15 protein-coding genes, 1 pseudogene and 1 CRISPR repeat array (1 of these 17 running past the window's edge) are annotated in these 24,078 nt (G+C 47.6%); of the genes and pseudogenes, 13 read left to right on the top strand and 3 right to left on the bottom strand.

Annotated features, from left to right (window positions below; all coding sequences use genetic code 11):
* Window positions 1-5,751: a CRISPR direct-repeat array (repeat unit 36 nt; unit sequence AGTGAAGATAGTACGTTTTTTCAATCAATCGACAAC); it reaches 711 nt to the left of the window's first position.
* 334 nt (window positions 5,752-6,085) lie between these two features.
* On the bottom strand, window positions 6,086-6,508 hold the full coding sequence (locus tag Q0577_RS25190) for a helix-turn-helix domain-containing protein (protein WP_298741280.1): 423 nt from the start codon (window positions 6,506-6,508) through the stop codon (window positions 6,086-6,088).
* 133 nt (window positions 6,509-6,641) lie between these two features.
* Here Q0577_RS25190 and Q0577_RS25185 point away from each other — a divergent pair, with 133 nt between their 5' ends.
* Window positions 6,642-7,775 (top strand): alkene reductase, encoded by a 1,134-nt coding sequence (locus Q0577_RS25185; RefSeq protein WP_298741279.1) that lies wholly within the window; start codon window positions 6,642-6,644, stop codon window positions 7,773-7,775.
* 477 nt (window positions 7,776-8,252) lie between these two features.
* On the opposite strand, the gene Q0577_RS25180 is transcribed toward Q0577_RS25185, so the two are convergent.
* Window positions 8,253-8,525 carry a hypothetical protein gene (locus Q0577_RS25180; protein WP_298741278.1) on the bottom strand — a complete coding sequence of 91 codons (273 nt, stop codon included), beginning with the start codon at window positions 8,523-8,525 and terminating at the stop codon, window positions 8,253-8,255.
* Between the two features lie 233 nt (window positions 8,526-8,758).
* Here Q0577_RS25180 and Q0577_RS25175 point away from each other — a divergent pair, with 233 nt between their 5' ends.
* The 11 genes and pseudogenes from Q0577_RS25175 (at window position 8,759) to Q0577_RS25120 (ending at window position 21,330) form a co-directional block, all read left to right on the top strand.
* Complete coding sequence (locus Q0577_RS25175; RefSeq protein ID WP_298741277.1) at window positions 8,759-8,995, top strand: helix-turn-helix transcriptional regulator; 237 nt, start codon at window positions 8,759-8,761, stop codon at window positions 8,993-8,995.
* Between the two features lie 65 nt (window positions 8,996-9,060).
* Window positions 9,061-9,636, top strand: coding sequence for a helix-turn-helix domain-containing protein (locus Q0577_RS25170; RefSeq protein ID WP_298741276.1), 576 nt, complete (start codon window positions 9,061-9,063; stop codon window positions 9,634-9,636).
* Between the two features lie 77 nt (window positions 9,637-9,713).
* Complete coding sequence (locus tag Q0577_RS25165; RefSeq protein ID WP_298741275.1) at window positions 9,714-11,942, top strand: heavy metal translocating P-type ATPase; 2,229 nt, start codon at window positions 9,714-9,716, stop codon at window positions 11,940-11,942.
* 8 nt (window positions 11,943-11,950) lie between these two features.
* Entirely contained in the window at window positions 11,951-13,012 is a 1,062-nt protein-coding gene (locus tag Q0577_RS25160; RefSeq protein WP_298741274.1) for an iron-sulfur cluster-binding domain-containing protein, read from the top strand.
* Between the two features lie 82 nt (window positions 13,013-13,094).
* Window positions 13,095-13,307, top strand: coding sequence for a heavy-metal-associated domain-containing protein (locus tag Q0577_RS25155; protein WP_298741273.1), 213 nt, complete (start codon window positions 13,095-13,097; stop codon window positions 13,305-13,307).
* A gap of 57 nt (window positions 13,308-13,364) precedes the next feature.
* A complete protein-coding gene (locus tag Q0577_RS25150; RefSeq protein ID WP_298741272.1) occupies window positions 13,365-13,775 on the top strand; it encodes a hypothetical protein in 411 nt (136 codons plus the stop codon).
* 39 nt (window positions 13,776-13,814) lie between these two features.
* A pseudogene (locus Q0577_RS27280) lies at window positions 13,815-17,087 on the top strand (CusA/CzcA family heavy metal efflux RND transporter).
* Window positions 17,071-18,318 carry a TolC family protein gene (locus tag Q0577_RS25135; protein WP_298741267.1) on the top strand — a complete coding sequence of 416 codons (1,248 nt, stop codon included), beginning with the start codon at window positions 17,071-17,073 and terminating at the stop codon, window positions 18,316-18,318. Before Q0577_RS27280 ends, Q0577_RS25135 begins: the two are co-directional and overlap by 17 nt.
* Window positions 18,296-19,498, top strand: a complete 1,203-nt coding sequence (locus tag Q0577_RS25130) for an efflux RND transporter periplasmic adaptor subunit (protein ID WP_298741265.1) — start codon at window positions 18,296-18,298, stop codon at window positions 19,496-19,498. The genes Q0577_RS25135 and Q0577_RS25130 overlap by 23 nt, the downstream gene beginning before the upstream one ends.
* Window positions 19,499-19,505: 7 nt before the next feature.
* A complete protein-coding gene (locus tag Q0577_RS25125; protein ID WP_298741263.1) occupies window positions 19,506-20,711 on the top strand; it encodes an efflux RND transporter periplasmic adaptor subunit in 1,206 nt (401 codons plus the stop codon).
* Window positions 20,712-20,784: 73 nt separating this feature from the next.
* Entirely contained in the window at window positions 20,785-21,330 is a 546-nt protein-coding gene (locus tag Q0577_RS25120; RefSeq protein ID WP_298741261.1) for a DUF3347 domain-containing protein, read from the top strand.
* 88 nt (window positions 21,331-21,418) lie between these two features.
* Here the strand turns inward: Q0577_RS25120 and Q0577_RS25115 are convergent, their stop codons facing one another.
* Window positions 21,419-22,501 (bottom strand): mechanosensitive ion channel domain-containing protein, encoded by a 1,083-nt coding sequence (locus tag Q0577_RS25115; RefSeq protein ID WP_298741259.1) that lies wholly within the window; start codon window positions 22,499-22,501, stop codon window positions 21,419-21,421.
* A gap of 83 nt (window positions 22,502-22,584) precedes the next feature.
* Here Q0577_RS25115 and Q0577_RS25110 point away from each other — a divergent pair, with 83 nt between their 5' ends.
* Window positions 22,585-24,057: a hypothetical protein gene (locus tag Q0577_RS25110; protein WP_298741257.1), complete on the top strand. Its 1,473-nt coding sequence runs from the start codon at window positions 22,585-22,587 to the stop codon at window positions 24,055-24,057.
* Window positions 24,058-24,078: the final 21 nt, after the last annotated feature.

The raw sequence follows: 24,078 nt of genomic DNA, 5'->3' as shown, positions 1-24,078 counted from the left end.
TCCGCAATAGCAGTGAAGATAGTACGTTTTTTCAATCAATCGACAACCACCGGAAGCCATTTCGATTAAGTAATACCAGTGAAGATAGTACGTTTTTTCAATCAATCGACAACCCGTGTGTCATAATCCTATCTATTTAATGAGTGAAGATAGTACGTTTTTTCAATCAATCGACAACATAGTTGTTCTACAATATGGCTGAAGCGTAGTGAAGATAGTACGTTTTTTCAATCAATCGACAACAATAAGGCCAGGGAAACAAACTTGGAACTTAGTGAAGATAGTACGTTTTTTCAATCAATCGACAACCTCGCACAAGAGCTTAATACCCAAGGGGCAGTGAAGATAGTACGTTTTTTCAATCAATCGACAACTTCCGTGCCCAGGCATTGGACGCTATCGAAGTGAAGATAGTACGTTTTTTCAATCAATCGACAACAGATAGAGCGGATTAGATATACCAGGCGAGAGTGAAGATAGTACGTTTTTTCAATCAATCGACAACTTATCCCTCGTTGACAAGTCAGGTGATAGAGTGAAGATAGTACGTTTTTTCAATCAATCGACAACCACCTCCGCGCCATCATAGTAAGGCCCGCAAGTGAAGATAGTACGTTTTTTCAATCAATCGACAACAACTCAGATGAACTACTACCTCCATCCATAAGTGAAGATAGTACGTTTTTTCAATCAATCGACAACTCCCTTTGGAGCAGCCATTCAGCAACGGCCAGTGAAGATAGTACGTTTTTTCAATCAATCGACAACATTGTTACATAGTTAAACCCAGCCACTCCGAGTGAAGATAGTACGTTTTTTCAATCAATCGACAACCTTTTTCCACTTTGGCTTAATGATGCCCCAAGTGAAGATAGTACGTTTTTTCAATCAATCGACAACTTTTACAGGTAGTATTCCGCTACCCATTTAGTGAAGATAGTACGTTTTTTCAATCAATCGACAACGGCGCAATTATTTTTTAAAAATCTTACAACAGTGAAGATAGTACGTTTTTTCAATCAATCGACAACATACCGTTACCCAAATGGATATTCGGGTAAAGTGAAGATAGTACGTTTTTTCAATCAATCGACAACGGGCTTAAAGACGAGGACGCGGCGGCGGAAGTGAAGATAGTACGTTTTTTCAATCAATCGACAACAATAACCCAGTCGCTGCGATATTTGCTCGAAGTGAAGATAGTACGTTTTTTCAATCAATCGACAACACGACGCTGTTTTTAGGCATGATCGGTGCAGTGAAGATAGTACGTTTTTTCAATCAATCGACAACCATAATCGGTTAACATGGCACAGAAAAGAAGTGAAGATAGTACGTTTTTTCAATCAATCGACAACTGACGTAGATCTGACCTACACTAACTATCAGTGAAGATAGTACGTTTTTTCAATCAATCGACAACCGCCGCTCGTAAATGGTCATCTGCTCCCAGAGTGAAGATAGTACGTTTTTTCAATCAATCGACAACAGATTGTGTAAACAACGAAACTGACTGTCCAGTGAAGATAGTACGTTTTTTCAATCAATCGACAACGTTAAAGAAGCCATCCGGGAAGGCATCTGCAGTGAAGATAGTACGTTTTTTCAATCAATCGACAACCTTTTTCAGGGTATCTAATTCCGAAGGAGAAGTGAAGATAGTACGTTTTTTCAATCAATCGACAACATCGAGTCCTGAATACTGTTCCGCCTCCCAGTGAAGATAGTACGTTTTTTCAATCAATCGACAACAAGAATGAATAGTGTGCCAAGCAAGTTCATAGTGAAGATAGTACGTTTTTTCAATCAATCGACAACAACAAGTCCGCTAAGGACCTGTATGCTGAAAGTGAAGATAGTACGTTTTTTCAATCAATCGACAACCCCTCGAAGTCTTTTAAAAACGGTATCAAAGTGAAGATAGTACGTTTTTTCAATCAATCGACAACACCGCTGGGAGCACACGCAAGACGAATGCAAGTGAAGATAGTACGTTTTTTCAATCAATCGACAACGTCCGGACTACGATCCGGAGCTCAGCAGGAAGTGAAGATAGTACGTTTTTTCAATCAATCGACAACTGGTGGGGCTGCCAGGAAGTACACGCCGGAGTGAAGATAGTACGTTTTTTCAATCAATCGACAACTGCTCGGCTGATGCCTAATTCTGCAAGTGTAGTGAAGATAGTACGTTTTTTCAATCAATCGACAACTCATAAGCATCAAGAAGCCGACGCCTGCCTAGTGAAGATAGTACGTTTTTTCAATCAATCGACAACGAATCAAAAATTAATTATGAATCAGAACGAAGTGAAGATAGTACGTTTTTTCAATCAATCGACAACAAAATAATTGGGTGCATTCGTCTGGCGATAAGTGAAGATAGTACGTTTTTTCAATCAATCGACAACTTGGGGATTACACGGCCAAACGGATTGAAGAGTGAAGATAGTACGTTTTTTCAATCAATCGACAACGACATGTGCAATACAGTTGAAGAATTGACAGTGAAGATAGTACGTTTTTTCAATCAATCGACAACTTGCCGATGTGGCTTATGGAGTGGATAATAGTGAAGATAGTACGTTTTTTCAATCAATCGACAACCAATTGCCCTTATAATTAGGATCTCGGAAAGTGAAGATAGTACGTTTTTTCAATCAATCGACAACCTTTTCCATTTTCATAAGTTTTTTGTGATAGTGAAGATAGTACGTTTTTTCAATCAATCGACTACTGATTTACATAATTGTGCAAACATGTAATAAGTGAAGATAGTACGTTTTTTCAATCAATCGACAACCTGAGCGGAGGCCTCCTTTTTCCAGAACGAGTGAAGATAGTACGTTTTTTCAATCAATCGACAACTATAACAATCGGGAAGTGAAGGAAGAACTAGTGAAGATAGTACGTTTTTTCAATCAATCGACAACATTGGCAGCATCAGAATCGACTTTACCCAAGTGAAGATAGTACGTTTTTTCAATCAATCGACAACCGGCTTAGCGAATGATGGGCAGTAAATTGAGTGAAGATAGTACGTTTTTTCAATCAATCGACAACCTGCCATGCACCATGTTTCGCCTTCACATAAGTGAAGATAGTACGTTTTTTCAATCAATCGACAACAAGTTCATCGATAATGGATTCACGCTAATAGTGAAGATAGTACGTTTTTTCAATCAATCGACAACGGTTCCGTTATCTGTTGTCGAAGTAGCAGAAGTGAAGATAGTACGTTTTTTCAATCAATCGACAACCTGTTGCTGGGCCATCTGCTGCTGTTGCAAGTGAAGATAGTACGTTTTTTCAATCAATCGACAACATTAAACTTGCGTGAGAGATGGAATCTATTAGTGAAGATAGTACGTTTTTTCAATCAATCGACAACCAACACAACGGGCATTACTTCAAGATAAGAGTGAAGATAGTACGTTTTTTCAATCAATCGACAACTAAAGGGGGGCTCATTCGGAATAGAGTTAGAGTGAAGATAGTACGTTTTTTCAATCAATCGACAACAGAGATGATATGGTCGTAGCTGTACCCCTAGTGAAGATAGTACGTTTTTTCAATCAATCGACAACTATCTTATAGGCTCCCCATTTAGCGAGAGAGTGAAGATAGTACGTTTTTTCAATCAATCGACAACACAGGTATTGTCGGGCGGGTAGGGGAATGGAGTGAAGATAGTACGTTTTTTCAATCAATCGACAACGTAAAAGATTATGCTAAGAAACAGGGCAGGAGTGAAGATAGTACGTTTTTTCAATCAATCGACAACAACGATAAATTACCAGTGCTGCAGAAAAAAAGTGAAGATAGTACGTTTTTTCAATCAATCGACAACTTATGAAAATGGTACGAAATAGCATGACACAGTGAAGATAGTACGTTTTTTCAATCAATCGACAACGGCTTCCCACCCAAATCCATAATGATGATAAGTGAAGATAGTACGTTTTTTCAATCAATCGACAACGAGTCCATGCTTCATTGCATACCCTATGGAGTGAAGATAGTACGTTTTTTCAATCAATCGACAACTGTCTTTCCGAACAACTTACGCAACCAGCAGTGAAGATAGTACGTTTTTTCAATCAATCGACAACAGAAACCTCCCCAATTTGATTCTGCGGCCAAGTGAAGATAGTACGTTTTTTCAATCAATCGACAACCAGTCTATACATTTGTTCCAGCTCCTTCAAGTGAAGATAGTACGTTTTTTCAATCAATCGACAACCAGTCTATACATTTGTTCCAGCTCCTTCAAGTGAAGATAGTACGTTTTTTCAATCAATCGACAACTACAACCAATGCGGGTGGCGGGGGTTCATAGTGAAGATAGTACGTTTTTTCAATCAATCGACAACTCTGGAATTGGTGTATGAACAGGAATAAAAAGTGAAGATAGTACGTTTTTTCAATCAATCGACAACACTACCAGTATTCTGTATACGAAGTGATACAGTGAAGATAGTACGTTTTTTCAATCAATCGACAACGCAGGGGGCCGCTGCCTGTAAAAATGTATGAGTGAAGATAGTACGTTTTTTCAATCAATCGACAACATTGACAAGAACATACGTTTAAACTTCAAAAGTGAAGATAGTACGTTTTTTCAATCAATCGACAACTTATTCATATTGCAAAATCACGCATCCAGAAGTGAAGATAGTACGTTTTTTCAATCAATCGACAACGCCGGCCTCATGGTCTTTGTATCCGTAAAAGTGAAGATAGTACGTTTTTTCAATCAATCGACAACTACGCCTCACGGTGACCGACAACTACGGGGAGTGAAGATAGTACGTTTTTTCAATCAATCGACAACTGGTTTTTGACCGACCATGAAGCCAGCATAGTGAAGATAGTACGTTTTTTCAATCAATCGACAACTAGACAATGGCACGCCCTAGCGTAACTATTAGTGAAGATAGTACGTTTTTTCAATCAATCGACAACAGTGTGCCATCAGCGATAATGCACACGTCAAGTGAAGATAGTACGTTTTTTCAATCAATCGACAACCCTGGCGGGAGTAATGGCGCCGGCATCTGAGTGAAGATAGTACGTTTTTTCAATCAATCGACAACAATGGGATAATAAACGCTATTAGCGCTGTAAGTGAAGATAGTACGTTTTTTCAATCAATCGACAACAATACTATAAAAAGGATTGACGATATGGGAGTGAAGATAGTACGTTTTTTCAATCAATCGACAACGCAGCTGATGAGTAGGTCGAATCCCTCTCTAGTGAAGATAGTACGTTTTTTCAATCAATCGACAACACGCGCTGTAGTTAATACAGCGGTTTCAGAAGTGAAGATAGTACGTTTTTTCAATCAATCGACAACAAGAAAGCAGCTACCAATGTTGTTGGGGGAAGTGAAGATAGTACGTTTTTTCAATCAATCGACAACTGGAAACCTATCGCAAAGCCTATCCGATGAGTGAAGATAGTACGTTTTTTCAATCAATCGACAACTGGCTCCTCCCCACATTGAAGGCGGACAGTAGTGAAGATAGTACGTTTTTTCAATCAATCGACAACCCAAAGCTGGAAGATATGAAAGAAGAGATAGTGAAGATAGTACGTTTTTTCAATCAATCGACAACTGATCTGGGAAATGTTCAAAATCTCTAATAAGTGAAGATAGTACGTTTTTTCAATCAATCGACAACATTAATAAATTGGGTGTCTTCAGGGCTTAAGTGAAGATAGTACGTTTTTTCAATCAATCGACAACAGAGACTACGTAAAAGATAGTGTTGGCATCTTTGGAAATGGATATTCCCTCTACTTCTGTAAAGTCGCTTTTTAAAGAGCTCCATCCTTCGTTAATTCTGCGCAAAATACAACCGTCAAAAAATTGATCAATGCAGACTTTCTACTTCCTTTCTTCATCACTCACTTACGTTTTGCTGAAAAGTCCAGATTTATATGCTGAAAAGTCTAACCCAGACAGTGGGCATAACAAAGTCTTGGGAGTCAACAGGGGAATCAAATACCCGCAATTCAAGGAAGTGCTAAGAGGAGAGTAGCGCCAGACAGGAGCCAGTCCAGCAGCAGAACATCCCCCCTTACCCAATCCTCCGCTCAACCGCCATCTTACTATGCATCAAGCAAGCCGATTTCTCCGTTTGCCTGATCTTAGGATCCTGGCTGATCACCGTTTCCAGGAACTCCCGGTTGGCATCACCCCATTGGTTCATGGCATCGATAACGGGCATTAACGACCAGCCAATAGCTGTTAAGGAATATTCTACCTTAGGCGGTAATTGCGGGTAGATCTTCTTCTCCACCATACCATGCTCTTCCAGTTCTTTGAGCTGTACGTTCAGCACCCGGCGGGTGGCTCCGGGCAACAGGCGCTGGATTTCACTGGGCCGTTTTACACCTATGGCGATGGCATTGAGCAGCGATGGTTTCCATTTGCCGTTCAATATTTCCCTGGTAAGGTGCAGCCCGCAATCAATAGCGAGGGGTGTTTTTCTTTCGTACATATACCTACTCCTTTGTATAAAGGTACGTATTGCATCTAAAACGGGCATAGGGGATAAAATTATCCCTAGGCCATTAACTTCGCCGATATTGTTATGCCTCCTGATGCGTCATAGGTTTGCATGAAAAAAGATCATGAAAAAGGTGAAACAGCCGCTGTTGGAAGCATACCAGTTAGGCGATCTGAAATTAAGGAACCGGGTGGTAATGGCCTCGCTCACCCGCGGACGCGCCACTAACCCGGGCCTGGTACCTACGCCCCTGATGGCTGAATATTATGCGCAGCGCGCCTCTGCAGGATTAATTTTGTCTGAAGGCACATGGGTGAATGCAAAATCAATCGGGTTTATCAATGTGCCCGGCATCTATACCCGCGAACAGGTAGAGGGATGGAAACTAGTGACGAATGCCGTGCACGATAAAGGCGGTGTGATCTTCTCGCAGCTCGGCCATATTGGCGCAGCATCCCATCCTGATTTCTTTGACGGCGAACTACCGGCGGGACCTTCGGCAATTAATCCCCAGACGAAATCTTTTACTCCCAATGGTTTTAAAGACTCGCTTACACCGCGGGAGCTCACCGTTGCAGAGATCAGGCAAACGGTGCAGGACTACCGGCAGGCTGCACAAAACGCTAAAGACGCTGGGTTTGACGGCATCGAGATTCATGCGCAGACAGGGATGCTGATCCCGCAATTTTTAAGCCTGGCTACCAATCAGCGTACAGACCAATATGGCGGCAGCATTGAAAACCGCGCCCGCATTGTTTTTGAAATACTGGATGCCGTTACATCGGTATGGAACAGTACCCGTGTAGCGATCAAGTTTACGCCCGTAGCGATCAGCCACGTGGGCATCATGAAACCCGATGTGGAAACCATCCCGATGTTCCAGTATATCCTTAAAAAGCTGAATGATTACAACCTGGCCTACCTGCATATCGTTGGTCCTGCAGAAGATCTGAGCGGCACACCGGTAGAGGTATTGCAGGATAATTACTTCAGCCATTTCCGCAGGCATTATAGCGGCAGGCTAATGGCCAACCTGGGCTTCACGCAGGAGAGTGGCAACGCCATCCTGGAAGCAGGTTTGGCAGACCTGGTCTCTTTTGGCGCACCCTTCATTGCCAATCCCGACCTGGTAACACGATTTGCGCATCACCTGCCGCTTGCCGAAAGTAACCGCGATACCTATTACGCCGGCGGCGAAAACGGGTACACCGATTACCCGAACGCCGTATATGACCTCGCAGATGCATCGTCGGAATAATGCTGTTACCCATACCCGGGCAAACCAATATCCTGTAAAGGGGGAAACGGATTAAAAGCGGTCCTTTTCCCCCTTTTCCCGGATGAAGACTTTTCATTGTATTTAGCTGGTACAAAAAGCAACTAAGCAGGATTAACCTCACATCCCACAAATACATTGACCCATAAAGCGCTCCAAACTGTAATGTTTTTTCAGGATGAGATGCTGACAGATTGAAGAACATCGATGTAAGACAACAGAACGGCGTTGACAGATCGAAGAACATCGATGTAAGATAACAGAACAGCGTTGTAAGCTGACAGAACGGCCGTGTAAGACAACAGAACGGTATTGCAAGCTGACAGAACTTCCCTGACAGATCGAAGAACATTGATGTAAGATTACAGAACGGCGTTGTAAGCTGACAGAACTTCCGTGTAAGATAACAGAACGATGTTGCCAGCTGACAGATCTTCCGTGTAATATTCCTGGCAGGAATTACAGGTGCTCATAATAGTTGTTTTTTTGCTCCGATAATGACCGTTTACACCGTGCTATTAATGCCAGCAGATCATAAGCAAGATCATTCGCTACTTGCAGCAGGGTCATTTGATCTTCTATACTGCACATCTCAGGGTACTGCCGGTAAAGATGATACCAGGCCTCACTCCATTTACATTCGCTGATGACAAAATCTTTAAAATTTTCAGGGAGCTCCTGTATCCTTTCATGCAATGCTTCAAATACGGGGGTAAAAACAGGTTTGGACATATGGAAAGATTTTTAACAACAATGGAAAAATAAAAATCGACAAAGTTATTCCCGGTCCCATCAAATAGCCTGATAGTAGCTATTAATAGCAGGACCTTCATAAAATTAATTTATGCGGTTAGTAAATTAGGGGCAAAGTAATCTATACAATGATAATGCGAAGATAAACAAAAATTCAATTGAGGGGTTAAAATACCGCATTTTTTTTATAAAATTCGTTCATCTTACTCACGATGAATAAAACAGACGCTGAGATATTACAGCAATTTGGAGCCAACCTGAAAAAGGTGAGAATGGCTAAAGGGTATAGCTTACGTGAGCTATATGCGTTGTGTGGTATAGATAATAGTACTATCAGTAAAATGGAAAAGGGCGAAATTAACATCACCATTCTCACCATCGTCAAACTTGCCCAGGCATTGGAAGTAGACATCAACAACCTCATATCCTCACGGATTTTAAACGTATAATTATATAAATCTTCCCCCTTATTATATAACACCCATCCCGCTAAAACAACCGAACTTTGCCCCCTATGCCGCAATATACGCTTCACATAAAGGGAATGGTTTGCCAGCGCTGTATCTCCGCCGTAAAACAGGCGCTGGAAGCACTGGGATTGGAAGTATTGCATATTGACCTCGGGATGGCAACCATCTCATCCAGCCAGTCTCCAGACATGCAGTTAATCGCTGAAAAACTGGAAGCACTGGGATTCAGCCTGCTGGAAGATAAACAACAGCAACTCGTAGATAAGATCAAAGCCCTGGTGGCCTCCGTATACTCCGGCGAATTCGATTTCCCGGAGAACTTCCGCTTTTCAAAATATGCGGCTAAACAGCTGCACCGATCCTATGAAGTATTGAGCCAGGCATTTTCCGCTGCAGAAAACACTACACTGGAAAAATACATCATTGCTTACCGCGTAGAAAAAGTAAAAGAGCTGCTGGTTTATACACCCGCCACACTGGCCGATATCGCTTTCCGGCTTGGCTTCAGCAGCGAAGCGCATTTGTCGCGCCAGTTCAAGGCGCAAACGGGTCTTAATCCTTCCTATTTCATCAAATTGCGTAAAGAGAAGGAACAATTAGGCCAGCATCCCCCCAGGTAAATTATGTACATCTTTCCCTTTATTGTATAAGCGCCAGCCTTGTGATCCGGGGTAAATTTGCATAAAACAGATGAGCTATGGCAACAACGATGATAAAGGATAAATTGAAGAAAGACACCTTCCCGGTACTGGAAATGACTTGTGCCGCTTGCGCCGTAAGCGTGGAGTCCATGCTGAAAGCTGCCGAAGGTGTACAGGATGCAGGCGTAAATTTCGCCAACCAGAGCGCCTGGGTAACTTATGATCCGGGCATCGCCACACCGCAGTCATTACAAAACGCCGTACGCGCTATCGGGTACGACCTGGTCTTAGATACAGAGAACCGGCAGGAAGTAAAGGAAACGGCTCAACGTAAAGCATACGAGGCGCTGAAGCAGCGAACCATCTGGTCTTCCGTGCTTACATTGCCGGTGGTGATCATCGGCATGTTCTTCATGAATATACCTTATGCCAACTGGATCATGATGGCGCTGTCTACCCCGGTAGTCTTCTATTTTGGCCGCTCTTTCTTTGTCAATGCATGGAAACAGGCCCGGTTCCGCGCTGATGCCAGTATGGATACCCTGGTGGCGCTGAGCACCGGAATTGCCTGGCTGTTCAGCACATTCAACACCATCTATCCGGCCTACTGGCATCAGCGCGGTTTACATGCGCATGTATATTTTGAGGCCGCAGCAGTGATCATTGCCTTTATCTCACTGGGCAAACTGCTGGAGGAAAGAGCCAAATCCAGCACCTCTTCCGCTATTAAAAAGCTGATGGGCCTGCAGCCCCAGACCGTAACGCTGGTACAGCCGGATGGCCAGCAGCAGGAAGTGCCTGCAGAACAGGTAAAAGTGAATGATATTATCCTCGTAAAACCGGGCGCAAAGATTCCGGTAGACGGTGAAGTAACAGCCGGATCGTCTTATGTAGACGAGAGCATGATCAGCGGGGAACCTGTACCGGTGCAAAAAACTGCCGGCGAAAAAGTATTTGCAGGGGCCATTAACCAGCAGGGCAGTTTCCAGTTCCGTGCACAGAAAGTGGGCGGAGACACCGTATTGGCGCAGATCATCAAAATGGTCCAGGAAGCGCAGGGTAGCAAGGCGCCCGTACAAAAACTGGCGGATAAGATTGCCGGTATCTTTGTACCCATGGTGATTGGTATTGCATTGCTTACCTTTGCGGTTTGGATGATCGCAGGCGGACAGCATGCTTTTACCCACGCACTGCTGGCTGCGGTTACCGTACTGGTGATTGCATGTCCCTGTGCCCTGGGCCTCGCAACGCCCACCGCCATCATGGTAGGTGTAGGCAAAGGCGCTGAGCATAATATGTTGATCCGGGACGCAGAAAGCCTGGAACTGGCTCACCGCGTAAATGCGGTCATTCTGGATAAAACCGGTACCATTACGGAAGGCAGACCCGCTGTTACCGATATATACTTTTCTTCGGATGATGGCAAACCGGTACTGCTGGCGATGGAGATGCAATCGCAACATCCGCTGGCCATCGCCGTGGTACAGCACTTACAAAGCGAAGGCGTACAGGTGGCAGATGTTAATCGCATCGACAACCTCAGCGGGCGCGGTATAAAGGCGCAGTATAACGGACAGCAGTTCCTGGTGGGTAACAGCCGCCTCCTGGAAGAGCACGGCATACAGCCCGATGCCGCCATCGCCGCTAAAGCTGCGGAATGGCAGGATGCCGCAAAAACGGTGATCGCCTTTGCGGCCAACGGAAAAGTGACGGGCATCATCGCCATTGCGGATAAGATCAAGGCGACTTCCCAACAGGCGATTGCCACCCTGCAGCAACGTGGTATCGCCGTTTATATGCTGACGGGCGATCAGGCCCAGACAGCAGCCGCAGTAGCCCGCGAAACCGGTATACAGCACTATAAGGCGGGGGTGATGCCTGCAGATAAGGCCGCTTTTGTAAAAGAGCTGCAGCAGCAGGGCAGGGTAGTGGCCATGGTAGGGGATGGTATTAATGACAGCCATGCATTGGCGCAGGCAGATGTGAGCATCGCCATGGGCAAAGGATCGGATATTGCCATGGATGTGGCGAAGATCACGCTCATTACGTCAGACCTGAACAGCATACCGCAGGTGTTGAAACTGTCCCGCCGCACCGTACGTACCGTACGGCAGAACCTGTTCTGGGCATTTATTTATAACCTGGTAGGGATACCGCTGGCAGCGGGCATACTCTATCCTTTTAACGGGTTCTTATTAGACCCCATGATAGCAGGGGCGGCGATGGCGCTCAGCTCCGTATCCGTTGTGAGCAACAGCCTGCGCCTGAAGCTGTCCAAATTTTAGAACGTAACATGATAATGCAACGATATACCTGGAAAACCAGGAAGATAATATACCCGGCAGCAGATGCAGTGACCATACAGTTTGATACCAATGGACAAGCCTTTGATTATCTGCCCGGACAATACGTGAACGTCTATATCACCATCAACGGAAAAACGGAACAACGCGCTTATTCCTTGTGCTCGTCTCCCTACACCGGTGAAGCGCCGGCTATTACTGTAAAGCGTTTGGAAGGCGGCCTGGTAAGCAATTACCTGGCAGATCATGCCCACGAAATACAGGAATGGGAAATAGAAGGCCCCCTCGGCATCTTTACCGCAGATGTAGCCCGTTTTGCACACGAACAGGTATTGCTGATAGGTGGGGGCAGTGGTATGACGCCATTGTTCTCTATCGCAAAATCGCTGCTGTATCGTTCAGCCGTAAAGGTGAATATAATTTATGCCAGCCGCCTGCAGGAAAATACGCTCTTCTTTAATGAGCTGAATTTACTGGAAGCGGAATTCCCGGAGCGTTTGCAGGTGCACTATGTTTTCAGCAGGCATGACCGTGAACGGATAGCAGACTGCCGCCGGTACATCAATGAACGGTTGAATGGCCCGCTGCTGAAAGAGATGATCGGCGCCATGATGGGAGAGAAGCTGCAAAAGGCCGCCTGGTTTGTTTGCGGTCCGGAAGGCCTGATCACACTGGCGGAAACCGTAGCAGGTGCATTGGAGATACCGGCGCAACAGCTGCTCAAAGAGTATTTCAACCCCGCCGCCGCTGTGCAGGAAGTTCCACTGCCGGATGCCAGCAATGAAGTATTACTGCATTTCTTTGAGCGCAGCAACCTCCTGGAAGTAATGCCAGGCAAAAGTATTCTGGATACAGCGCTGGAAGAAGGCATTCCCCTGTTCTATTCCTGTAAGAACGGCACCTGCGGCAGATGCGCGGGTAAGCTGCTGTGTGGTAAAGTACATATGAAAGCCAATTACGCCCTGCGCGATGAGTTACTGCAGGTGGGATATATACTGCTCTGCCAGAGTTTCCCGCTGGATAATGAGGTGACGGTGGCGGTGGATGATTAATTATGTAAAAAGTATCGCTTAAAATGTAAACGCTTCGCCTCGCTTCCGCGCTAACTTTGACTCAACATTAAAGCAAGGATGTATGAAAACGTTAAAGTTCAAAACAAATATCAAATGTTCCGGCTGTGTAGCTACTGTTACACCTTTCCTGAACGAAGTAGCCGGGCGCGATGGCTGGGAAGTGAACCTGGAAAGCCCGGAGAGAACGCTGACAGTGACTACAGATAAAGCAGTAGCTGAAGGAGATGTTATTGCCGCCATGCAAAAGGCAGGGTATAAGGCGGAAGGGGTCTAAGGGGCTCCTTTTTTCGTCTTCCTGCTTTCATTCAAAAATCACTATTTTTGCTTATTCATGAAACGCTTCATCGCCGTCATATTAACCTTCATCTACCTCGGCACCGCCATGGGCGCCAACGTGCAATTGCATTATTGCATGGGCAAGCTCGTGAAATGGGAGCTGGGCAGTGAAAAGAAGGACCTGTGTGACTTCTGCGGCATGAAGAAAGGTTCCCAGGAAACCAGCATCGGCAAAAAGAAATGCTGCGAAGATGAGTATAAAGAGCTGAAACTGAAGAAAGATCAGCGCGCAGCAGAAAATATTCAGCCGTTCCTGTTGATACCCACTGTCACCACCCCCACAACGGCATATACCCTGCCGGACATAAAAGCGGTATCCCTGGCTACCGAATTTCCCGTAGCGGCCGCACCACCGGGTACGGACGATGTTCCTGTTTTCCTCCTGCACTGTAATTTCCGCATCTGATAAGATAACCCCGCTTGTTCCCTTTGCCTCCTGCAAAGGATGTTTCCGCATTCCTTTTTTATTACTAACAATTACAATTTTATGGTACATAAGATCATTGAATGGTCCTTACGTAACCGTTTCATCGTGATCGTACTGGCAGCCGGCCTGTTTGCCTGGGGATTCTTCGCCGTGAAAAAGAACCCTATCGACGCCATTCCCGACCTGTCTGAAAACCAGGTGATCGTATTTACGGAATGGATGGGCCGCGGTCCGCAACTCATAGAAGACCAGGTGACTTATCCGCTGGTGACCAACCTGCAGGGTATTCCCAAAGTGAAATATGTACGGGCCAATTCCATGTTCGGTATGAGCTTCATCTTTGTCATCTTTGAAGATGATGCGGATATCTACTGGGCAAGGGAACGGGTGCTCGAAAAACTCAGCACCATTACCCGCCAGCTGCCGCCCGGCGTTTCGCCTACCCTGGGCCCCGATGGCACCGGTGTAGGGCACATACTCTGGTATACGCTGGATGCTCCGGATATTGACCTGGGAGAACAAAGGGCTATACAGGACTGGTACGTGAAATTTGCCCTGCAAAACGTACCGGGCGTTAGCGAGATCGCTTCCTTTGGCGGCGCACAGCAGCAATACCAGGTCACCATCGACCCCAATAAACTCCTGTATTATAAACTGGGTGTGGCAGATGTGATCAATGCCGTACGTACCAATAATAATGAATCCGGCGGCCGCAAATTTGAGCTCAGCGATATCGGCTATATCATTAAAACCAGCGGCTACCTGCAGTCCATTGAACAGATCAGGAACATCCCGGTAAAGAACCAGCACTCCATTCCCATCCGCGTGGCAGATATAGCCACAATACAGATGACCGGCGAATCAAGGCTGGGCATTTTTGACCAGGATGGTAAAGGTGAAAGGGTAGGCGGCATCGTGGTAATGCGCTATGGCGAGAACGCAGACGCGGTGATAAACCGTGTAAAAGCAAAAATGAAGGAAGTGGCAAAAGGCCTGCCTGCCGGTGTACAATTCGATATTGTATATGATCGCGGTACGCTCATCAAGGAATCTGTGAACTCCATCAAACGCACGCTGATAGAAGAAATGATCGTTGTCTCCATCGTGGTGATCGTCTTCCTCTTCCACTGGCGGAGCGCACTCAGTATCATCATACAGATACCCATTACCCTGGCGGCGAGTTTTATCCTGCTGAATGCTTTCGGCATTTCCTCCAACATTATGTCATTAACGGGTATTGCGCTGGCCATCGGCGTGATCGTGGACAATGGCATCATCATGAGCGAGAATGCCTATAAACACCTGGCAGAACGCTATGCAGCCTCACAGCAAAACAAACAGGAAAATTAAAACACTATGAACTGGCTCCGAAAAATATTCCGTAAAGAACCGTCCTGGATCAGCGAGACAGAAAGACTGGCTGTGATAGAGCAATCCAGCAAGCAGGTGTCCAGAGGCGTGTTCTTTGCCACTATCATTATCATCACCTCTTTTCTGCCCGTGTTTATGCTCACCGGGCAGGAGGGAAAACTGTTCCATCCGCTGGCATTTACCAAAACCTTCATCATGCTGGTAGACGCCCTGCTGGTGATCACCCTGGCCCCGGTGCTGATCTCTTTCTTTATGAAAGGGAAATTCAGGCCCGACAATGCCAACCCGGTGAACCGTATACTGGAACGCCTCTACGAACCGGTGATCCGCTGGGTGCTGCGCTGGCGCAAAACCACACTGGCCATTAATGTGCTGGCGCTGCTGATCTCCATCCCCCTGCTGAAAAGCCTGGGCACAGAGTTTATGCCGCCGCTGGATGAACAAAGCATCCTCTTTATGCCGGTTACCTTACCGGATGTCAGCAACACAGAGATCAAACGTATTCTGCAGGTGCAGGATAAGATTATCCGCTCAGTACCGGAGGTAGATAAGGTACTCGGCAAAGCGGGGAGGGCCAGCACGGCTACAGACAATGCGCCCATCAGCATGATAGAGACCATCATCATGCTGAAGCCGAAATCGCAATGGCGCGAGGGCCTCACCAAGAAAGATATCATCGCGGAACTGGACGCCAAACTGCAGATACCCGGCGTGGTGAACGGATGGACGCAGCCCATCATCAACCGTATCAATATGCTGTCTACCGGTGTGCGTACGGATGTAGGCATCAAGGTGTTCGGGCAAAACCTCGATACCATTGCAGCGGTTTCAGAGAAAGTAAAAAGGGCGCTGGAAGGTACCGCCGGTGTGCAGGACCTTTACGTGGAACCGGTGACGGGCGGCAAATACCTGGCGATAGATATTAAAAGAGACGCATTAGCCCGTTACGGGTTGAGCGTGGATGATGTGAACCAGACCGTAGAAACCGCACTGGGCGGCGCTCCCATCGGCAACACCATAGAAGGGCGCAGACGCTTTTCCATCAGCGTGCGCCTGGCGCAGGACTACCGCAACAGTGTAGACCAGGTACGCCGTATACCGCTACGCTCTCCCGCTTTTGGAGAAATACCGTTAAGCGAAGTGGCGGAAGTGCGCTTTGAGGACGGTCCGCCGATGGTCACCTCCGAAAACGCCATCCTGCGCGGAGCAGTGATGTTCAACGTCAGGGGCCGCGATCTCGGCAGCACCGTACAGGAAGCGATCAATAAAATCAATGCGGAAAAACAGGTACTGCCGCAGGGATATTTCCTGGAATGGAGCGGGCAATACGAAAACCTTATCCGCGGTAAACAAACGCTGATGTGGATTGCGCCGGTTGTACTGGTGGTGATCTTCTTCTCCCTGTACTTCGCCTTTCATTCTGTGAGAGAAGCCTTCCTGAGCCTGATCACCGTACCCTTTGCACTGATCGGCGGCGCATATATCATCTATTTCTGGGACGTGAATCTCTCCGTAGCGGTGGCTGTTGGCTTTATCGCGCTGTTTGGTATAGCGGTGGAAACAGGCATTGTGATGGTGATCTACCTGAACGATGCCATGCAGCAGCTGGTGAAGCAGAAAGGTAATGCTGCGGCAACCATTACCCGGGCCGACTTGCTGGAAGCCGTGGTTTCCGGCGCCGCCAAAAGATTGCGGCCCAAGCTGATGACGGTATGCGTGTCGCTGTTTGGCCTGGTACCGGTATTGTGGGCTTCCGGCGTAGGTACAGATGTAATGAAGCCCATTGTATTACCCATGATCGGCGGTGTGCTCACCTCCTCCACGCATATCCTGCTGGTAACGCCACTGATCTTTTTAATGACAAAAGAATATGAATTACGCAAATACGGTAAACTGGAAGTATATGCCACGCAACATTAAAATAATGACAGGGTTGCTGTGCATGCTGCCTTTACAACTATTGGCGCAGCAGCCCGTATTATCGCTGGATACCATCCTGCAGCGCATTGAACGCAACAACGTACAGCTGAAGTCTTATGCACTGAAGGCGGATGCTTATAAATACAGCGCCGAGGCGGCTACGGCCTGGATGGCGCCGATGCTGGGCGTAGGTACGTTTATGACGCCTTACCCCGGGCAAAAGGTGAGCGAGATGGACAAGGGTTCCATTATGTTCGAGATTGAGCAGGATATTCCGAATACCTCCAAACTGCGGGCAAAGAAAAAATATATCGCTTCGCAGGCGGAGGCGGTACGTGTGAACAGGGAAGTAAGCCTGAACGATCTGAAAGCACAGGCTAAACGCCTTTACTATAACTGGCTGATCGCTGAAGAACGCATCCGTGTGCTGGAACGCAACCAGGAGATCATGGAAACGATGAAGAAGATTGCAGAGGTAAGATATCCCTATAACCAGTCGCAGTTAGGCAGCATTTATAAAGTGAGCGGACGGGTAGCAGAGAATGATAACATGATCCATATGCAGCATGGCGTGATCGACAAAGCCCGGGCCTGGCTTAACAGCCTGATGAACCGCCCGGGACTGGAAGCCTTTGAGATAGACACCACATTTGCGCCGGTGTTCAGGCCTGCCGCCACCTACGATACCGCCACACTGGCGGATACCCGGAAGGATATACGTAAAATGGATGCGGACATTGCATCCATGCAGCTGAACATCGATGCCATGAAGCTGGGCAAGCGGCCTGATTTCAAGGTGCGTTTTGATCATATGGCGCCGCTGGGCGACGGAATGCCCAGGCAATACAGTGTAATGGGCATGGTGAGCGTGCCGATTGCGCCCTGGGCCTCTAAAATGTACAAGAACGAAGTAAAGGCCATGGAATTGAATGTGCAATCCATGCAGATGGAAAAAGCCGGTATGCTGCAGGAAACACAGGGCATGCTGTATGGTATGGAAGCAGACATCCTGTCTATGCAGGAGCATATTGCCGCCACCGAAACAAAGATCCTGCCCATGCTGCAGCGAACACTGGATGCGGATTTCCTTTCATACCAGGAAAACAAGCTGGAACTGCCGGTGATCATCAACGACTGGGAAGCGCTTACCATGGCGCAGGCAGACCTGCTGAATGAAAAGCTCAAGTATTATGAAATGATCGTGGAATATGAAAAACAATTGTATCGCTAATATATTGTTCCTGCAGCTCATGGTCTTGCTGTTTGCCTGCAAACAGCAGGCACCGCGAGAAGCGCAGCATCATGGCCATGGTCATGAGGAACCTGCCCACCGCTACGACCGGGACAGCGCACTGCTACCGCTGCTGAAACCGGTGAATGAACAGGTGGTGGCGCAGCTACCCGCTATTCGTCCCGCGAAGCTGGAACAGCCGATTACCCGCCAGCTGCAGGGCGTGGCGGTATATGATACCCGCAGCGAAACAGGACTCGCCAGCAGGGTGGCGGGCCGTATAGAAAAGCTCTATATCAAATACAACTATCAGCCTGTAAAGAAGGGGCAGCTCATCATGCAGCTCTATTCACCGGAGCTGGTAGCCGCGCAAAGAGAACTGCTGTTCATCGCCGAAGGCAATGATGATCCGGCCCTGCTGCAGGCCGCAAAGCAGCGGCTGCTGTTGCTTGGCATGACTGCTGCTCAGCTGGAACAGGTATTACGCAGCCGACAGCCGGCTTATAGTGTGTCTGTTTACAGTAACGCCAGCGGGTATATTATTGACAAGGCAGCTAAAACGGCCGTTAACACAACAGTATCTGCTGCTCCGGCTGTAGGTGATATGGGAGGCATGAACGCGGCAATGCCCGCTTCCGCCGTGCAGCCTGCAACGCCAGCCGCCGGTACGCCGGTGTTGCTGCGGGAAGGACAATACGTAAGCGCCGGGGAAAATCTCTTTACCATTTACAAAGCAGATAAGCTGGTAGGAGAATTTGCAGTACCATCTTCTTTTGCTGCAGAGATCCGGAAAGGCCAGGCCATACAGTTGCAAAGCCTGGCAGACAGCAGCCACAAAATAGCAGCTGCTATCGGACTGGTACAACCGGTTTTCCGCAATGGGGAGAACTTTATGCTGCTGCGCGTGTACCTCCAGGGCCAGGCTTTTAAAGCCGGTGAATTGCTGACGGCAAGCCTTACCCTGAAAGCGCCGGAGGGCGTATGGCTGCCACAGGCGGCTGTACTGCAGCTGGGTGATAGGCATGTAGTGTTTAAAAAGGAAGGGGGCGTATACAAACCCTTTACCATCCATACAGGTACAAAAGCAGGCGGATATATCCAGGTACCGGATAGTACGGCGGCCTGGGAAGTGGCTGCCAATGCGGCTTACCTGGTAGACAGCGAAAGCTTTATAAAATGATCAGCACATGGAAAGAAAACATTTTATCCGTAATATAGTCATGACCGTAGTAGCGCCTGTGCTCCTGCTGAGCGCCTGCAACACAAAGAAAACGGCAGACAAAGGGGAGCAGACTTATACCTGTCCCATGCACCCGCAGATCATACAGCACGGCCCGGGATCCTGTCCCATCTGCGGGATGGACCTGGTAGCGGTGAGCGCCGCAGGTAAGCGTAATGAGCTGATGCTGGACCGCAACCAGGTGGCGCTGGCCAATATTACCACCATCACCGCAGGCGCGGGCGACCTGGGTAATTTTAAAAGACTGAACGGGCGGCTGTCAGTGAACCCGCAACGTACCGTATACATCAGCAGCCGTGTTCCGGGCCGTATTGAACAGCTGTATGTAAAGGAAACCGGCGTACCGGTACACAAGGGGCAGCCGCTGTATAAGATCTATTCTGAACAGCTGGCCAGCCTCCAGCAGGAATACCTGGTGGCAGTGGCACAGCGCGAGGCGTTCCCGGATAATGCCCGCTTTCAGCAGATAGAAGATGCCGCCCGGCAGAAACTGCAATTGTATGATGTATCTGCACATACGCTGGAGCAGATCCGGCAAAATAAAAAGGCAGATCCCTACATTACCTATACCGCTGCCGTCAATGGCGTTGTAGCCGCAGTATCAGCAGGAGAGGGGCAGTATGTTGCTGAAGGCAGCACCATCCTGCAGCTGGAGAATTACGACCAGCTGTGGGTGGAAGCCGATGTATATCCTGCGGAGCTGAACCAGGTACGCATCGGGCAGCAGGTAAAAGTGGCGGTAAGCGGATGGGAAGACCAGGCAGCAGATATGCAGGTGGAGTTTATCAGTCCGGCGCTGCAAACCGGTACGCAGGTGGCCCGGCTGAGAGGCACCATCTCCAACAATAAACAATTATGGCAACCCGGTATGCAGGCCAATATTTACCTGCCCGCCGCACAGCGTTCCAATGTGATCACACTACCCGCTGGCGCTGTGATCCGCGATGAAAAAGGCGCACACATCTGGATCAGGAAAGGGCGCGACCGCTATATACCGCGTATGGTTAAAACAGGCGCTGAAAATGCAGACCAGGTAGAGATCAAAGAAGGATTACAGGCAGGCGAAACGGTAGTGGTAAGCGGCGCTTACCTGCTGTACAGCGAATTTGTGCTGAAGAAAGGCGCCAATCCCATGGCGGGACATCACCACTGATATTGTACGCCATTCAATAAACCATCAAACTCTTAAACTATCAAACTTTTAAACGCTTAAACTTTCAATGATTATGTTAAAACAAGCAATGAAAGCCGGTATACCGGTATTGACAATGATCCTGCTGGCAGCCTGTGGCGGCGGCAATAACAATGCAGCAAAAGAAAACGCTGCAGCGCATGAAGACCATGCAACAACAGCTCCTGCGGCGCCTGTAAAGCTGAAGGATGAAAAAGCGAATGGGGTATACCAGCACTATGTACATCTTACCACAGCGCTGATCAATAGCGACGCTGCAGAGGCAAAGGTAGCAGGTACAGCTATCGCTGAAAGCGCAAAAGAACTTGACAATGCGGCTGCTATTGCAGATAATGCGCAGAAAATAGCGGCTGCATCCAGCCTGGCGGATCAGCGTGAACTGTACGCTTTATTAAGCAAAGATGTGATTGCACTGGTGAAATCCAGCGGCTTAAGCAGCGGTGAGCTGTACGTGGATTATTGCCCCATGGCCAATAACGACAAAGGCGCCAACTGGTTATCTGCCGCAGCGGAAATTAAAAATCCCTACTTTGGCGACCAGATGCTGACCTGCGGTGAAGTAGAAGAAACAATTAAATAATGTAGAATGTAGAACGCGTAACGCTGAACGCTGATAGAGTGATACACCAGGCGTTTTGCGTTACGCGTTCTGCGTTTAGTATTTAACATTAAGCGTTCTGCATCTTTTGCGGCTCTTCCAGCCTGATCTTTGGCAGGCTGTCCGGGTAGTTTTGCTGTATAAACGCGATCATCTTTTCTCTCAGGTCGCAACGCAGGTCAAATGCCTTACCGGAGGTGCTGGCGCTCGTCAGCAGGCGTACCTCCATTGTTCTTTCAGTGGCATTGGTAACGTGCACTACCTTTACTCGCTTGTCCCACAGCGGATGATCTTCCAGTAATCTTTCAAATTCCTTCCTGATGGCGTCTACAGGGCAGGAGTAATCCACATAGAGAAATACAGTGCCGAGTATGGCAGAACCGGTGCGGGTCCAGTTCTGGAAAGGTTTCTCAATAAAATAATTGATAGGCAATATCAGCTTACGCTGATCCCAGATGCCTACTACTACATAGGTGAGCGTAATTTCTTCCACTCTTCCCCATTCTCCTTCCACGATCAGCACATCATCAATACGGATGGGCTGTGTAAACGCGATCTGCAGACCCGCGAGAAAATTACCCAGCGAACGTTGTGCTGCAAAACCGATGATGATACCGCCAACACCCACACCGGTGAGCAAACCGGTACCGATCTTACGGAGGCTTTCAAAGCTCAGCAATACCGCACAGACCACCAGTATTACGATCACGGTGACGGCTATTTTGCGCAGGAAAGACAACTGCGTTCTGATCTTGCGTTCGCGGAGGTTATCAGCCTTGCGCAGATCGTATGCATGTTCAATATAGTCTTCCAGTACTTTTACAACACCGATCAGGATATAACCAAAACTAATGATCACCAGCACTTCCACTATAGAGCTGATTGTTCTTTGCTGTTTCGGCGCCAGCTCCATCAGTGGTATGACCATATTCAGTACCAGTATGGGCAGAAAATAATTCACAGGCTTGCCCATACGTTTGAGAACAGACCGGATAACAGAATACTCGTCCGGCGGCGCCTGCGGAGATTTACGCAAGACCAGGGCCAGCAATCCTTTAATGATCAAACCGGTAATCAGGGCACAAGCGGCCAACACTACATTTCCTACAAATGGCGGAAGATGACGAATGAATTGTTGTAATTGTTCTAGCATGCGATAAATATACAAATGATCTGGGTTTTTTGCCAAGCCTTAATGGTATAGTGTTTGTGCCAACCTTATTAAAATCTTGTATCATGGGAAAAGATAGAGAAGGAACATTTCATCCGAAGAAAGGGAAACCCTCAGGCTCAGGCCGCGAAAGCAAGCTGGGTTTGCGCGATAATATGGACCCTGCAGCGCTGGAAAGAGATGAGGAAATAACGGAGAAATATACCTCCGGCGAGGATGAGCTGGCCCCCAATGTGCACATGCGGCATGTTAACCGGAACACAGCAAAAGGAGATGAAGAAGAACACCTGGCCAATTCATTGAGAGAAGAGCCGGATGTACTGTCCAGGAAGCGATACAACGCTCCCGATAAACCTGCGGAAACCCGGCAGGCTGAACCGGTGAATCAACGTTTAACCCGGGAAGATTTCAGGGCATTGGCCACACATCGCGCAGATAACTGCATTACGCTCTACATGCCTGCACATAAATATGGTGTGGAGGTGAACGAACGGCAGGACCCCATCCTGTTCAAACACCTCCTGCAACAGGCGCAACAGCAGCTGCTGCAGAAAGGTGTACCACGGGAACAGGTAGAGCCGCTTTTAGCTGCCGGTTTTGATATGCAGCGGGATGATGCCTTCTGGCGCAAACAACAGAAGGGGCTGGGCGTTTTTATTGCGCAGGATTATTTCAAATATATTCAATTGCCATACAGTGTAGATCAGCAGTGTTATGTTAATCACTCATTCTATACAAGTCCCCTGCTGCCATTGCTCACCAGCAGGGAACATTTCTACCTGCTGGTAATCAGTAAACGGAAAGCTACCTTATACGAAGCAGACGCCTTTGGTATGCAGGAAGTGCCCATTGAAGGCATGCCGCGCGGTATTGATGATGTGGTGCATTTCGAGGAGAAAGATGGCCAGCAGCTTTTCCGTACGGGCAGCTCCGGTGCAGGACAAGGGGCTAATTACCATGGCACCGGTTCCGGCAGACCCGATGACAAGGCGAATATTTCCATGTACATGGATGAAGTGGATGAAACCCTGTGGAAAGAGCTGCTATCCACACAACATGTTCCACTGATGCTGGCGGCAGTAGAATACATGATCCCCATCTTCAGGAAAAGAACAAATTACAGGCACGTAGTAGATGATGCGCTGACAGGCAATTTTGAACACGAGAACATCAACGCGCTGTACGAAAAAGCTCGCGAGAAAATGAAGCCCTACTTTGAAGAGGAACGGCGACAGGCCCTGGAACAATATGGTAATAACAGCGGCAACGGCCTTACCTCCACCATGCCGGATGATATCATTCCCGCCTGCTACTACTCACGCGTGGATACGCTGTTCATCCGGAAAGACGCCCAGCTGTGGGGAAATTTCAATGAACAGGACAATAAACTCGTGCTGCATTCATCCCAGCAGGCCGGCGACGAATGCATGATCAACGCCGCCGCTGCAAAGGCAATAGAAACCGGCGCCGCCGTATTCATGCTCGATAAATCCCAGATGCCTGCGGGGAGTGTAATGGCGGCGAGGATGAGATATTAACGTTTGAAGTTTGAAGAGGTT

Source organism: uncultured Chitinophaga sp. (assembly GCF_937898475.1).
GTDB lineage: Bacteria > Bacteroidota > Bacteroidia > Chitinophagales > Chitinophagaceae > Chitinophaga.
This window is presented reverse-complemented; position numbering and strand designations above follow the sequence as displayed.